The organism is Prosthecobacter fusiformis (assembly GCF_004364345.1).
In the GTDB taxonomy this organism is placed as follows: domain Bacteria; phylum Verrucomicrobiota; class Verrucomicrobiia; order Verrucomicrobiales; family Verrucomicrobiaceae; genus Prosthecobacter; species Prosthecobacter fusiformis.
Map to the genome: position 1 here is coordinate 237,565 of NZ_SOCA01000004.1, position 12,753 is coordinate 250,317.

Below are 12,753 nucleotides of genomic sequence, written 5' to 3' on the forward strand. Positions count from 1 at the left end.
TGAGTGCAGGAGAAACGCTATCTCTCAACTAGTTGCGAGGAAAGCGGCCAATCATTTGGTCTGCCCGAGCACATGAAAAAGCAAAAAACTGAAGCCTGTTTAATTCATACTTGACTAGTGTATTATAATTCGATAGGAATATAAACGTTACCGTTAGGAACTTGGAAAAGTCGTACCTCGACCGCCTCACATTTTATGAATTCTCCTTTCATTCATAGGCTCGCCCATCTCAAGGCGATGACCCCTACCATCCTGGTGGTCGCAAGTTTTGTGGTGCTTGCTTCGGCTGAGGAAACAAAAAAGGAGAGCTATTACCGAGCTCCTAAAAGCTACAGCACCACCCGTGATACCGATGTGCCCAGGTATGCCCGCCGCGCTTCGGAGATCGGCTGGGATACGCTGAAGAATGCGGACTGGTTAGACCTGGGCCTGGACTATCGTTTTCGTTACGAGCACCGCGATGATGATCTGCGCCGCAATCAGGCCATCCTGGATGAGCCGCTGCTGCACCGCACACGGGCCTATCTCGGTATTCGGGACATTCTGGATCCCTTTCGTTTTGCCGTGGAGATGCAGGATTCAAGACGTTACAATGGCAACTTCCCCAAGGATAACCGCGACGTAAACGAGTTTCAGATCATCCGGTTGTATGCGGAGTTATACTTCGATGATGCCCTGGGCACGGACGCCTTCGGGAATAAGCGTCCATTGAGCATTCGTTACGGGATTCACAACTTTGAGTTTCTGGACCGTCGCCTCATCGGCAATAACCAATGGCGCAATACAGCCAACGCCTTTCAAGGTTTCCAGGGCGCACTGGGCCAGGAAAGCAATGACTGCCAGCTTGACCTCCTGGCCGTTCAGCCACTGGACCGCCTACTTTATGGCTGGGACCGTCCGGTCAAGGAACAGTGGTTTTATGCAGCCATCGGTCACTGGAGGCGCTGGTCAGACATCATCACTTTGGAGCCCTATTACCTGGCACTCAACCAATCCGCCTATGATGAGGTGGAGGAACGTCTCGTGCATTCTCCGGGTCTGCGGGGTTACGGTACGGTGGGCAAAACAGGATTCGATTATGACTTCAGTCTGACTTACCAATTCGGTTATAACGGTGCACGGGATGTGAAGGCCTATGCTGGGACGGCAGAGATCGGCTATAGCTTCAAGCAGCCCTGGAGCCCCCGGCTCAGTTTCTTCTACGGTTATGCCAGTGGCGACCGGGATCCCAACGACAATGAGGACAATCGCTTTGAGCGCTTCTTCGGTTTCGGCCGCCCATGGTCCGCGAATGACTACATCGTTTATGAAAACATCAGCACGCCAAAGCTGCGTCTGGAACTGACGCCTTCAAAAAAAGTGCGCATGGACTTGGGCTATAGCTACTACTGGGTGGCCAGTGACAAGGACCGTTTCTCCGGTGGCGGCTTACGTGATCCACAGGGAAATAGCGGCAGCATGATCGGTCATGAATTCGACGGACGGATACGCTGGCAGGTCACTCCGAAAGTCGAAGCCATCCTAGGGTATGCGCATTTCACCCCCGGCGATTTTACCCGCAATCAGGGTCGCCCCGATGACACCGACTTCGCCTATTTGGAAATCAGCATCAAAGCTTTCTAACCAACAGTGTTTCATCGCCCGTCTTTCTCTTAACTCAACATCCCCAATCATCCAATGAACCGCAGACACTTCCTCACCACTCTCGGAGCCGCTGGCCTCGCCTCTTGCAGCAAAAAACCTGTCGATGCAAATGCACCCCTTCGTTTCGGCCACTTTCCGAACATCACTCACATTCAGGGGCTAGTGGCTCATGCTCTGAGCCGACAGGGCAAAGGCTGGTTTGAACCCCGCCTGGGCGTGCCCGTGGAGTGGTTTGTTTACAATGCGGGCCCTTCTGCCACCGAGGCTATTTTTGCCCGCTCGCTGGACGTCACGTACATTGGTCCCAGCCCGGTGCTGAATGCCTATGCCAAATCAAAAGGCAGTGAGGTGCGCGTGCTCGCTGGTGCTGCGACCGGAGGCAGTGCTCTGGTGGTACGACCTGACTCAGGTATCAACACGCCAGCGGATTTCAGGGGCAAACGCATTGCCACCCCCCAGCTTGGCAATACCCAGGATGTGCAGTTGCGCGCCTGGTTGCTGGACAATGGCATCAAGGTTACGGCGACTGGTGGCGAGGCATCTGTCCTTCCGACCCAGAACCCGGATCAACTCGCTCTCTTCATCAAACGTGACATCGATGCCGTCTGGACTGTCGAACCCTGGGTGAGCCGCCTGGAAATGGAAGCTGGTGGAAAGATTTTCCTGGAAGACAAGAGTGCCTTTGCCACCATTCTGGCCTCCAGTGCCGCCTTCATCACCGAGCGTACGGAGCTGGCAAAAAAACTGATCGCCGCCCATCAGGAGCTAACGGAATGGATCCAGAAAAATCCAGCCGAGGCAAGAGAACTCATCAAATCAGAGCTGAAGGAATTGACGACAAAAGCGCCGGGAGATGAGCTCCTCGATCGTGCTTTGTCACGCGTCGTTCTAGCGACCGAAGTCAATCGTGCAGGCTTGGATGAAATGGTGATTTCCGCTCAAAAAGCGGGCTTCCTCAAAGACATTCCTTCTCTGGACGCCCTGCTGCCAAAACTTTGATCTGACCGCATGAGTATCCAAGAAGAGCTGGGAACCTCCAGCACTGCCAAGCTGAGTATCCAAAATGTGTCGAAGTTATACCGTGGCGCACGGCAGACTGTCAGTGCGCTGGAGGATATCAACATGGAGGTGGCAGACGGCGAGTTCGTCTGCCTCCTGGGGGCCAGTGGCTGCGGCAAAAGCACGCTCCTCAACCTCATCGCCGGGTTGGAAAAACCCACCGAGGGCAGCATCTACACCGATGGCCAGCCCATCACGGGGCCAGGTCGTCAGCGCATGGTCATGTTCCAGGACCATGCCTTGTTTCCCTGGCTGGATGTGATGGGTAATGTCCTCTTCGGGCTAAACCTGAAACCCGGCCTCACGCAGGCCGACCGGCGCGAACTGGCCATGTTTTATTTGAAGCTGGTGGGGCTTGAAAAATTCTCCCACGCCAATGTTCATGAGCTTTCTGGAGGCATGAAACAACGTGTGGCTCTGGCCCGTGCGCTGGCACCGAATCCGCAGGTGCTGCTGATGGATGAACCCTTCGCAGCACTGGATGCGATGACCCGAGAGCAGCTGTATGCGGATCTCCAAAACATCCAGCAAAAACGCCGCAAGACCGTTGTCTTTGTGACTCATAATGTGCGTGAAGCTGTGTGCCTGGGGGATCGCGTCATCCTCTTTACACCACGTCCTGGTCGCATCCACACAGAGTATAAAATAGACCTGCCGCGCCCACGCGACATCAATGATGTGGAGGTGGCCCAAGTAGCCCGCACCATCACCAATGACTTAAAACTTCACACCACCTCCGCTTCAGTATGATTCGCGCTCTTCGTTCCCTCATTTTCTTTGCCGTCATCATCGCCGTGTGGGAGGCGGCTTCGCGTGCCGGATGGTGGTCTCCCGTGCTGGTGCCAGCCCCGCTGGCCATTGGTGAATACCTCGTCACAGCGGTGAAAGACGGGTCCCTGTTTTCCGCAGGCTGTGTGACGATGAAAAGACTGGTTCTGGGATACCTCATCGGCTTGGGGGCTGGCATCCCTTTAGGACTTCTGACCGCCCGTTTCCGCTTTGCCACAGACACCCTCGGTGTACTGGCTCTCGGACTACAGACTCTGCCCAGCGTGTGCTGGGTACCGCTGGCCCTGCTTTGGTTCGGCCAGACAGAGACGGCCATGCTTTTCATCGTCATCATGGGCACGCTTTGGGCAGTGTTACTGGCCACGGATCACGGCATTCGCCAGATACCGCCTATCTATCGCCGTGCTGCTTCCACCATGGGTTCGGGGGGATTGCACCTGCTGTGGCATGTGCTGTTGCCAGCCAGCCTGCCACATCTGGTCAGCGGGATGAAGCAGGGCTGGGCCTTTGCCTGGCGCTCACTGATGGCAGCAGAAATCTATGTGACGGTACTGACTGGTTTTGGCCTTGGGCATCTGCTGCATTACGGTCGTGAATTGCAGGCCATGGACCAAGTGGCTGCCATCATGTTGGTGATCCTGCTCGTGGGCTTTGCGGCGGACAAGCTGCTGTTCAGTCCCTGGGAGTCCTTTTTGCGCAAGCGCTGGGGCCTGATCTAAGCGGGTAGGGCGGGCGGATTTCCCGCCCTGCATTTAATAATCTGCATGACATTTTTAAGGGCATGCTGTTAGGCTGCGCCCATGTCCCAATATCTCGTCCAGCCAGGAGACAACCCGACGAAGATTGCCAAAAAATTTGGCATGACGCTCGCCCAGTTTCAGAAAGCCAATCCGGGTCTGTGTGAATATGGGACAAACAACTGCAAAGTATTGTTTCCTGGCCAGGTACTGAACGTCGCCGGTGTCGTGACAGGGCAGCCGACAGAGGCTCCTGTAGCGCAGCCGACCAGCTTCAACGCACCCCCACCTTGGATGCAGATCGCCATCATGGAGCAGGGCGTGCAGGAATGGGCGGGGGCACGGGACAATCCCCGCATCCTGGAATATCTATCCAGTGTTGGCATCGGCGGCAGCCTGCTCAAGGACGAGACCGCCTGGTGCGCAGCCTTCACCTACTGGTGCCTTTGGAAATCAGGTTATCCAGGGCAGAAAAGCGCCCGTGTATCTGATTGGTGGAGCTGGGGTCGTCCAGTCGCCGCCACCTATGGCGCGCTTTGCATCCTTCAACCGCTGACGGTGGACCAGGCTGCCAGTGGGCACATCGGTTTCCTTCATGCGATGGACGCCAACAATGTCTGGCTGCTAAGTGGAAACTCTTCCAATCAGGTGCGCATCAGTGCCTACCCGAAAAGTAAGCTCATCCATAACTCACCCTATCGCTGGCCCTTTTAACCACCATGATTCCTGAACTCCCCGTCGCCATCCGGCATTATCGTCCCGAGGATCTGGAACTCTTGCGGCAGATCACTGTGGATTCCTTTGGTGCCGTCGCCTTTGACCAAATGCTGGAGGACCGTCTCGGCATCTGGAATGACCGGGATTGGAAAGCGCGGAAGGCCGATAACATCAATGACGATTGCGTGGTCAATCCCGATGGCTGTTTCGTGGCGGAGCGTGGAAATGAAATCCTCGGATACATCACCACCCGGGTGGACCGGGTGAATTCCATCGGTCGTATTCCAAATTTGGCGGTGGTGGAGGCTGCTCGCGGTTTGGGCCTGGGACGGCGTCTGATCCATCATGCTTTAGACTACTTCCGCGATCAGAAACTGCGCGTGGCCAAGATTGAGACCATGGCTTCCAATGTGATCGGACAAAATCTATATCCAAGCTGTGGTTTTGAAGAAATCGGCCGCCAAGTGCATTTTGCCATGCGACTTTAAGACTATCCTCCTCGTATCTAGATGAGGGAATGCAGATGCACTCATTCAGCCACCAGCCAACGTATCCCTTCCAGTTATGAATGCAAAATTTCTCCTTCGCGCCAGCCTGACGACGCTTTGTTTGGCCATGGCTATCGGCCTCACCAGTTGTACCTCTGCATTGGAGCGTCGCATCGCCCGGAATCCTGATCTGTATAACAAGCTGCCTACCAGTGATCGAATGCTGGTTGAGCAGGGGCGTATCCGTGAAGGATTCACCAAGGAATCGGTATTCCTCTCCTGGGGAAGGCCAGATCAAGTCTCTGAGGGCAGTCAGAAGGGGACCAAGATAGAAAAATGGACCTATGTGGGCACTCAGCCCGTCTATACAGATAGCTTTGGCTGGGGCGGTATGGGCTGGGGGAGAGGGTATGGCCGTGGTTACGGTTATTACGGTGCCTGGGACCCCTTCTGGGGCGGCTATGGACCGACTGTGACTTATGTCCCGTATAAGGCAGCATCCGTCACCTTCCGTGGTAACCGAGTGACTGAATACCTTCGTGGGCCTCAGTAACCCCCGCCGTGGTGGTTGCTTAGCCTGGCCTTATTCCTTTCTCGTTACCTGCGTTCGTACTGTGCTGCCGGGGTTCATCAAGTCATCCCGCTCCAGCCCAGTCAGCGCCTGGAGGCGTCTCAGCATCCAGAAGAGGAGCAGAAGGGTAGCCCCCATCATAGGCACACCGATGACGATGAATCCCACCCAGTTTTGCCGTCCGATGGCCTGTGTATAGGCCTCAGTACCCGGAACAGTACCTTCCAGGTAATACATCACCAGGAGCGCATTCGCCACGGCGGATAGCATCATGGTTCCTGCCAGAGCCCAGGATGCTTTGCCCAGCAACTGGTGATACGCCAGCTTTTTACCCTGCGTATCCAAGCTGCCCTGGAGGAGGGGATGGTTGATCACTTGCGGGTTGAGCAGCAGTTCAGTGACCAGGGGTTTCCTCCAATAATAGCTCAGCGGAAAAGCCAGGCCCAAGAAAACCGGGAACGCCGCCTCTTTCACAGCGAACCAGATCGCGCTCAGATTCAGTAGGCCCAGTCCCCCCGTCACCAGAATGGCCACCAGTCCTAGGACAGAAAAGAAATTCAGCCCGCGTTTTTTGACAAAGCAGTAAATCCCAAATCCCAGCGGCATCAGCAATGCTACCACCAATGCCCAGGCTGGCCCCAGACGCTCCGGTTTGCTCAGGGATTCCAGCACCACCGAGGGCAGGATGATCGTCAGTAAAAGATCCGCGAGGGGATGCGGCTGTTCTTTGGTTTGAATGGTGGGCATGCGAGCAGATGAAAATGGACAGAAAACGCAAATGGGAAACCACCAAGCACTAAAACTTCAGAACTGCACCCACCGACCTCACATTGCCTGGCGATTACCTATACGCGCGCCCCTTTATTTGTATCGCCCCCCTATTCGTTTCATTTCAACAAACGAGGCACCATTGACCCGCCCCCGGATCGTGCGCTATGAAATCGGCATGGCATTCCCTCTTCGTTCTCCTCGCGACATGATCGGCGGCATTATGGTCTTGGGCCGTATTCTCGATAAAATCCGCCTCAATGCAGTTAGCGGCTTGCCTCCAGGGTATCACCTGGACGTCATTCCTGGCAGCCGCACCTTTGATGACCGCATCTGCTGCCTGCTGGGCGTGGAATTCGCGGCACTCAGCGCACGTACATTGCAGGGTGGCACGGATGAAGAAGTGCTGGAGTGGTGTTTTGAAAACGGTAGGAAACCCGACAAGGAACACATCGAAATCTTCAATGGATTCATGATGAAACGCGGCTGGCGGGATGCTGCCACCAATGGCCTCATTCAACAGCGTGCCGAGGCCGGTCTGGCGCATCGTGAAGACATCGTGACATTTTTTGATCTCATGGATGTGGAAGAAGGACGCGCACCGTGAGGGCGAGCCGCGTTTAGTCTGGCAAGTATCGATTTAAATCGCTCGTCATTGGGCGCTTCCTGCCCATCATCGCGCGCTCATTCATGGAACCTTATTATGTCATCGGCCTGCTGATAGGGGCTGTCATTCTCTTCGCCACGGAAAAGATCTCGGTGGATCTGGTCACGCTCGGCCTGCTGAGCCTGCTGGTGATGATGGGCATACTGAATGTACAAGAAGCCTTCGCCGGTTTTGGCAATGAGGTCATCGTGATGCTAGGCTCCATCTTCATCATCGGTGCCGCGCTACGGGATACAGGGGTGCTCGATAGCCTGGGAGGCCTTTTGGCGCGGACAACTGGCGGCCATCCCCGGCGGGTGGCCGCAGGCATGATGAGCAGTGTGGGGGCCATCTCCGCCTTCATGAACAATACCACGGTGACCGCCATGTTTCTTGGCCCGGTCATCGGCATGGCGCGGAGGTTAAAGATTTCTCCCTCACGCTTGCTCATGCCCCTTTCATTTGCCTCCATTCTGGGCGGCACTTGCACCCTTATTGGCACCTCCACCAATGTCGCTGTCAGCGGGGCTATGAAGCAGCGTGGCCTGGAGGAGGTCGGGATGTTTGAAATCTCGTATATCGGACTCATTCTCTTTGGGGTGGGCTTGGCCTATCTCATCACAGTTGGCATGAGGTGGGTTCCGGAGCGGGATCGATCCGAGCATGATGATGAAGGTGGCCAGATTCGTGAATACCTGTCTGAAGTGGAAATCCTTCCAGATTCACCCCTCATCGGTCAGGTGGCTTTCAACTCTGACTTTTCCGTTCTCGAATTTCAGGTCGTTAAGTTACACCGGGGAGAAGTCGACCTGCCCATTGGTCCGCATACCCTTTTTGAAGAAGGAGATGTCATCCTGGTAGCAGGGAAGGTACAAAACCTCATTAAGGTGAAAAAGATCGAAGGCATCGACATTCGTGAGGACGTCCAACTGCGGCGCTCGGGTGTGGATACGACTGATGCCAGCGTGGCTGAGGTGGTGCTGACTCCTCGCTCCAGCATCGTCGGCCAGACTCTACGCGGCAGTAATTTCCGCCGTCGTACGGGCCTCTCAGTTCTTGCTTTGCTGCGTGGTGACCGGACGCTGAATGACCACATGGCGGATGTTGTCCTACATGCTGGTGACCTTTTGTTACTACAGGGGCCGTATGACCGGTTTCAGAAGTTTGAGCAGGAAGCCGAAATGGTCGTTATCACGGAGCACAGCTATAGCAGCTCTGCACGGAAGCGTGGCATCGCCCTCCTCATTGCCTTTGCGGTTGCTGTCGCAGCCAGCAGCTTTGGCTTGCTTCCAGCATCAGTGGCTTTTTTGGTGACAGCTCTCGTCGCTCTGGCCACTCGCTGCATCAGCCTGGACACCGCTTATGAAAATATTGACTGGCGGCTGCTCATCCTCATCGGCGGTATGACCGCCTTTGGCACTGCCATGGCTAAGTCCGGGGCCGATGATTTGCTGGCGGGCATGATTACCGGGGCTCTGAATCCATATGGACCCGTCGTCATGATGGCGGGCTTTTGCATTCTCACCATCTTGTTGACCCAGCCCATGTCCAATGCGGCGGCTGCTCTGGTCGTTCTGCCCATCGCTCTTCAGTCAGCGGAAAATATGGGAGTAAATCCTCGCGCTTTTGGCATCGCTATCATGCTCAGCGCCAGCATCTCAGTGCTCACTCCATTTGAGCCCAGTTGTATTCTCGTCTATGGCCCAGGGAAATATCGTTTCAGCGATTTTGTTAAAGTAGGCAGCGGCTTGACGGTCGTCACGCTCGCCGTGATTTTGATATTTGTACCCATCTTCTGGCCTCTTTAAAGCCACTCGCCCTAGGCAGATACCACCTGGCGCACGCCATCGGCACTCGTCAGCGTTTTCAGGCTGCCATCCGGCAGCGCCAGGATCAGATGCCCTTCCTGGTTGATGTCCAGCGCCCGACCAAAGATTTCCTGGCTGTCCACCGTCGCGCGGATCTGTTTCCCCACCAGCCAGCTACGAAGACGCACCTGTGATACCGCATCCAGAAAGCCCACGGACAAGTGCTGAAACTGCGCATCAAGTTCCCTCAGCAGTCTCACGGCCAGGGAGGGCCGGTCCAGTTCACGTATTTGCACATTGGGGGGCAATGCCAGGATCAGAGAGGTGGCGGTATCTGCCAGCGCGGGTGGAAACTCGCGGCTGTTCACATTTAACCCGATGCCCAATACCAGCGCCATACCTTGCGGCGTTGTCACCACTTCCGCTAGCAGCCCGGCGACTTTGCGACCCTCAATGTAAATGTCGTTAGGCCACTTGATCTCAGGCTGCAAAGGCAGCTCTTCCTCAATGGCGCGGCAGATGGCCAGTGCAGCCAGGGTGGTCAGGCGCGGCCAAAGGGCGACAGGCTCCGTCGGGCGTAGCAGAATGGAAAACATCAGGTCCAGTCCACGCGGTGTCACCCAGCGGTTCTCACGGCGGCCGCGGCCCGCCGTTTGGGATTCGGCAAAGACCACTGCGCCATGACTTTCACCCTGCGTGGCCGCCGTCCGCAGTGCATCGCTGGTGGAGGGGATTTCCTCCTCTACACGCACCCGCCACGGCAGCTCATGGGCTGCACATTCAGATTGGATCCACGCTGCATCCATGCTCATGGCAGGCGGTCATTGGGATGCAGTTCATCGTGATCCCCCACGCACTCCAAATGAGTGGTGATATGGACAGGTGCCTGCACGCTTTTTTCCACTGCGGCTTCGATCTCAGTCGCCACCCGGTGGGCATCGCGCAGCAGCATGTCATCAGGAAAAAGAAAATGCACATCCACATAATGAATCTCCCCGGCATCCCGGTGCCGCAAGGCATGGAAGGTAATTCCACGCTTGGTGGTTTCCCGCGCCAGCGCCTCATCCAGGGCTAGTGCCAGTGTCGGGTCTGCCTCATCCATCAGCCCGGTGACACTGCGGCGCACCAGGCCATATCCAGAGACGAGGATGTTTGCCGCCATTAGCAAACCGCACAGTGGGTCCCACCAAAGCTGGCCGGTGAGGTGCATCAGCCCTAGCCCCACCAAAGCTCCCAGGCTGGTCCAGCCATCGGTGAGCACATGCTTGCCATTGGAGACGAGGATGAGGGAGGATTGCTGCTTTCCCGTGCGGAGCAGATACAGCCCCAGGCCACCATTGATGATGATGGTCAGTACTGTTAGCAGCACACCTTTGTCCAGATTGGCCACCTCCAGTCCACCTGCCCAGCGGCGGATGGATTCATAACTGATGAAGACCGCCGCCAGAATGATCAACCCGCCCTCGACCCCGGCGGAAATAAAGGCGATCTTGCTATGCCCATAAGGATGGTTTTCATCCGCCGGCTGCTCTGTCAGCCATAGGCTGTACGCGGCAAAAATGACCGCCACCACATGCACAATGGATTCAGCCGCATCCCCCAAGATAGCCGCCGATCCCGTCAGCAGATAGGCTCCCATCTTCAGGCCAAGCATGACAAACCCGATGATCAGAGACCAGCGCATGGCCTTGGAGGCCGGCGAGCGTGAGGGAAGGGGAATCATGACAGCAGCAGTGCACACACTTTCTCCGCATCCGCCAGGTTTTCTAGGCTCTGCCAGGGCTGATGAGCCGCCAGGGAAGTGGCTGGAAAATGACCTGTGCCCACGGCCAGGCAGCGTGCATTCATCGCATGAGCACAGGAGATATCCTTGGGCGTATCGCCAATGACGATGACCTCACCCGCCGTATAGCTGCGCCCTGTCACTGCATTCATGCGCTGCAATGCCACAGGCCCCAGCAAGTTACGATCCTCCGCATCATCACCAAAAGCCCCTTCGAGAAAATACCTCTGCAAGTGGAAGCGTTTCAGCTTGGCATCAGCACCGGCGCGCACATTGCCAGTCAGTAGCCCCACGTCCACGCCATCCCGCCCCTGAAGCATAGGCAGCAGCTTTTCTATACCTGGCAGCACACGGCCCACAAAGCTTTCATGGTTTAACCGTGCATCCAGTCTTTTCAGATACACATCCAGGTATTGGCGGACCAGGGCATCTGTCAGATCATGTCCCGTCTGCCCAAAGAGCTTGCGCACCACCCCGCCATCCGTGGCTCCAGCCAGATCCAGCGGCGGTAGCTTTTCACGTGATACGCCCAGCACCTCCTCCACAGCATCCAGCAGCGACGCACCACCAGCGCCTCCGGTATCCAGCAGGGTACCGTCAATATCAAAAAGAAGAAGTCTTGCCATTTGGGGGGAGGGATCAGTGTCAGCACCCATGTGCCGATAAACATATTGGCCGTGGTTTTGGATAAAACCACGGCCAATCTTGATGAACCTTAGTTCGGTCTATTAACTCTGTGCTGGAGGCTGCGGGGCAGCGTGATCGTCATGGTGATCATCGTGATGCTCCTCATGCTCATCATGCTTGTCCTCACGCGGGTCATGCTCACCCTGGTGCATGTCCTTCTCTTCAGTCACACCCTTCAGGTGGGTCTTGAATTTACGATGGCGCTGACGTTCAGGCAGCGGGCTCATCTGCATGTTGATGTTACGACCGGCCATCTTGGGCTCCTGGTCGGCATGTCCCATGGTCAGAAGGTCGTTTTTGATCTTGGCGGCCAGGGCATGGCCCAGTTCCTGGTGGGCCATTTGACGGCCACGGAACTGAAGCTGGATGCGGACCTTGTGCCCTTCAGCCAAAAAGTCTTCCGCGTGCACGATCTTTATCAGGTAATCATGCGGATCAATGCCGATGCGGAATTTAAGCTCCTTCAGCTTGCCACCCTTTTGATGTTTGTGAGCTTCCTTCTTATGCTTTTCCTGGATGTACTTATACTTGCCGTAATCCACGATTTTGCACACCGGAGGCTCAGCACTGGAGGCCACTTCCACGAGGTCAAGCCCGCGCTCCTTGGCCATGCGCAGCGCCTGCTGCGTTGGCAGCACACCATACTGCTGGTTGGTAATGCCATCGACCACTCGCACCTTCGGCGCGCGGATACGCTCATTCACCCGGGTCTGGTCAGCATAACGGCTGTTATTGCGCTGGGGCCTGCCGCCACCACCACCTGGGCGGTTAAAAGGAGGACCGCCGCTCGGACGTGGCTGGTAGCCGCCTGCAGGTGCTGGGCGGTTGACCGGTGCGCTGGGGGTGCCAGCAGGAGCCCCTGCCGCAGGTTGCGCAGGAGTAGGATTGGTATTGGGACGGGCGCCGAATTGGCCGGCGCTCAAATTATTGAATGGATTGCTAATGGCTGACCTCCAGGTGTGTTCGGATCAAAGGGCGCAGTTTGCCCTTTGAAAATGGTTTTGTCGCTCCACGGGTCATCTCAAACATAGCTGACCGTAGGGGCTGTCTGAAGCA

At 56.1% G+C, this 12,753-nt stretch carries 14 protein-coding genes; 9 read left to right on the forward strand and 5 right to left on the reverse strand.

The annotated features are described in order from the left end of the window. Window positions 1–195: 195 nt before the first annotated feature. The 7 genes from EI77_RS13635 (at window position 196) to EI77_RS23995 (ending at window position 5,987) form a co-directional block, all read left to right on the forward strand. The gene (locus EI77_RS13635) at window positions 196–1,623 is read left to right on the forward strand and encodes an alginate export family protein (protein WP_208300352.1); all 1,428 of its coding nucleotides are present in this window, start codon (window positions 196–198) and stop codon (window positions 1,621–1,623) included. Window positions 1,624–1,677: 54 nt separating this feature from the next. Further along, the gene (locus EI77_RS13640; protein ID WP_133795838.1) at window positions 1,678–2,643 is read left to right on the forward strand and encodes an ABC transporter substrate-binding protein; all 966 of its coding nucleotides are present in this window, start codon (window positions 1,678–1,680) and stop codon (window positions 2,641–2,643) included. Window positions 2,644–2,652: 9 nt separating this feature from the next. Beyond that, window positions 2,653–3,453: an ABC transporter ATP-binding protein gene (locus EI77_RS13645; protein WP_133795839.1), complete on the forward strand. Its 801-nt coding sequence runs from the start codon at window positions 2,653–2,655 to the stop codon at window positions 3,451–3,453. Continuing rightward, window positions 3,450–4,211 carry an ABC transporter permease gene (locus tag EI77_RS13650; protein ID WP_133795840.1) on the forward strand — a complete coding sequence of 254 codons (762 nt, stop codon included), beginning with the start codon at window positions 3,450–3,452 and terminating at the stop codon, window positions 4,209–4,211. The genes EI77_RS13645 and EI77_RS13650 overlap by 4 nt, the downstream gene beginning before the upstream one ends. An 81-nt stretch (window positions 4,212–4,292) precedes the next feature. Further along, on the forward strand, window positions 4,293–4,943 hold the full coding sequence (locus EI77_RS13655) for a C40 family peptidase (protein WP_133795841.1): 651 nt from the start codon (window positions 4,293–4,295) through the stop codon (window positions 4,941–4,943). 5 nt (window positions 4,944–4,948) lie between these two features. Continuing rightward, on the forward strand, window positions 4,949–5,434 hold the full coding sequence (locus tag EI77_RS13660; protein WP_133795842.1) for a GNAT family N-acetyltransferase: 486 nt from the start codon (window positions 4,949–4,951) through the stop codon (window positions 5,432–5,434). A 76-nt stretch (window positions 5,435–5,510) separates the two neighbouring features. Continuing rightward, window positions 5,511–5,987 carry a hypothetical protein gene (locus tag EI77_RS23995; protein WP_279586908.1) on the forward strand — a complete coding sequence of 159 codons (477 nt, stop codon included), beginning with the start codon at window positions 5,511–5,513 and terminating at the stop codon, window positions 5,985–5,987. A gap of 30 nt (window positions 5,988–6,017) precedes the next feature. On the opposite strand, the gene EI77_RS13670 is transcribed toward EI77_RS23995, so the two are convergent. After that, the gene (locus EI77_RS13670) at window positions 6,018–6,752 is read right to left on the reverse strand and encodes a VC0807 family protein (RefSeq protein ID WP_133795843.1); all 735 of its coding nucleotides are present in this window, start codon (window positions 6,750–6,752) and stop codon (window positions 6,018–6,020) included. Window positions 6,753–6,951: 199 nt separating this feature from the next. Here EI77_RS13670 and EI77_RS13675 point away from each other — a divergent pair, with 199 nt between their 5' ends. Both EI77_RS13675 and EI77_RS13680 read left to right on the forward strand, forming a co-directional pair. After that, on the forward strand, window positions 6,952–7,380 hold the full coding sequence (locus EI77_RS13675) for a DUF5069 domain-containing protein (protein WP_133795844.1): 429 nt from the start codon (window positions 6,952–6,954) through the stop codon (window positions 7,378–7,380). Window positions 7,381–7,463: 83 nt separating this feature from the next. Then, window positions 7,464–9,227: an SLC13 family permease gene (locus tag EI77_RS13680; protein WP_133795845.1), complete on the forward strand. Its 1,764-nt coding sequence runs from the start codon at window positions 7,464–7,466 to the stop codon at window positions 9,225–9,227. 11 nt (window positions 9,228–9,238) lie between these two features. Here the strand turns inward: EI77_RS13680 and EI77_RS13685 are convergent, their stop codons facing one another. The 4 genes from EI77_RS13685 to infC form a co-directional block, all read right to left on the reverse strand. Then, entirely contained in the window at window positions 9,239–10,039 is an 801-nt protein-coding gene (locus EI77_RS13685; RefSeq protein WP_133795846.1) for a biotin--[acetyl-CoA-carboxylase] ligase, read from the reverse strand. Beyond that, complete coding sequence (locus EI77_RS13690) at window positions 10,036–10,911, reverse strand: cation diffusion facilitator family transporter (protein ID WP_208300353.1); 876 nt, start codon at window positions 10,909–10,911, stop codon at window positions 10,036–10,038. The genes EI77_RS13685 and EI77_RS13690 overlap by 4 nt, the downstream gene beginning before the upstream one ends. A gap of 35 nt (window positions 10,912–10,946) precedes the next feature. Beyond that, complete coding sequence (locus tag EI77_RS13695) at window positions 10,947–11,636, reverse strand: HAD family hydrolase (RefSeq protein ID WP_166647249.1); 690 nt, start codon at window positions 11,634–11,636, stop codon at window positions 10,947–10,949. Between the two features lie 102 nt (window positions 11,637–11,738). Continuing rightward, complete coding sequence (gene infC / locus EI77_RS13700; protein WP_243838854.1) at window positions 11,739–12,620, reverse strand: translation initiation factor IF-3; 882 nt, start codon at window positions 12,618–12,620, stop codon at window positions 11,739–11,741. Between the last annotated feature and the right edge of the window lie 133 nt (window positions 12,621–12,753).

What these genes read in the sequence shown, in the direction of transcription:
- EI77_RS13635 (WP_208300352.1), top strand. Translation starts at nt 196, where the DNA reads ATGAATTCTCCTTTCATTCATAGGCTCGCCCATCTCAAGGCGATGACC.
- EI77_RS13640 (WP_133795838.1), top strand. Translation starts at nt 1,678, where the DNA reads ATGAACCGCAGACACTTCCTCACCACTCTCGGAGCCGCTGGCCTCGCC.
- EI77_RS13645 (WP_133795839.1), top strand. Translation starts at nt 2,653, where the DNA reads ATGAGTATCCAAGAAGAGCTGGGAACCTCCAGCACTGCCAAGCTGAGT.
- EI77_RS13650 (WP_133795840.1), top strand. Translation starts at nt 3,450, where the DNA reads ATGATTCGCGCTCTTCGTTCCCTCATTTTCTTTGCCGTCATCATCGCC.
- EI77_RS13655 (WP_133795841.1), top strand. Translation starts at nt 4,293, where the DNA reads ATGTCCCAATATCTCGTCCAGCCAGGAGACAACCCGACGAAGATTGCC.
- EI77_RS13660 (WP_133795842.1), top strand. Translation starts at nt 4,949, where the DNA reads ATGATTCCTGAACTCCCCGTCGCCATCCGGCATTATCGTCCCGAGGAT.
- EI77_RS23995 (WP_279586908.1), top strand. Translation starts at nt 5,511, where the DNA reads ATGAATGCAAAATTTCTCCTTCGCGCCAGCCTGACGACGCTTTGTTTG.
- EI77_RS13670 (WP_133795843.1), bottom strand. Translation starts at nt 6,752, where the DNA reads ATGCCCACCATTCAAACCAAAGAACAGCCGCATCCCCTCGCGGATCTT.
- EI77_RS13675 (WP_133795844.1), top strand. Translation starts at nt 6,952, where the DNA reads ATGGCATTCCCTCTTCGTTCTCCTCGCGACATGATCGGCGGCATTATG.
- EI77_RS13680 (WP_133795845.1), top strand. Translation starts at nt 7,464, where the DNA reads ATGGAACCTTATTATGTCATCGGCCTGCTGATAGGGGCTGTCATTCTC.
- EI77_RS13685 (WP_133795846.1), bottom strand. Translation starts at nt 10,039, where the DNA reads ATGAGCATGGATGCAGCGTGGATCCAATCTGAATGTGCAGCCCATGAG.
- EI77_RS13690 (WP_208300353.1), bottom strand. Translation starts at nt 10,911, where the DNA reads ATGCGCTGGTCTCTGATCATCGGGTTTGTCATGCTTGGCCTGAAGATG.
- EI77_RS13695 (WP_166647249.1), bottom strand. Translation starts at nt 11,636, where the DNA reads ATGGCAAGACTTCTTCTTTTTGATATTGACGGTACCCTGCTGGATACC.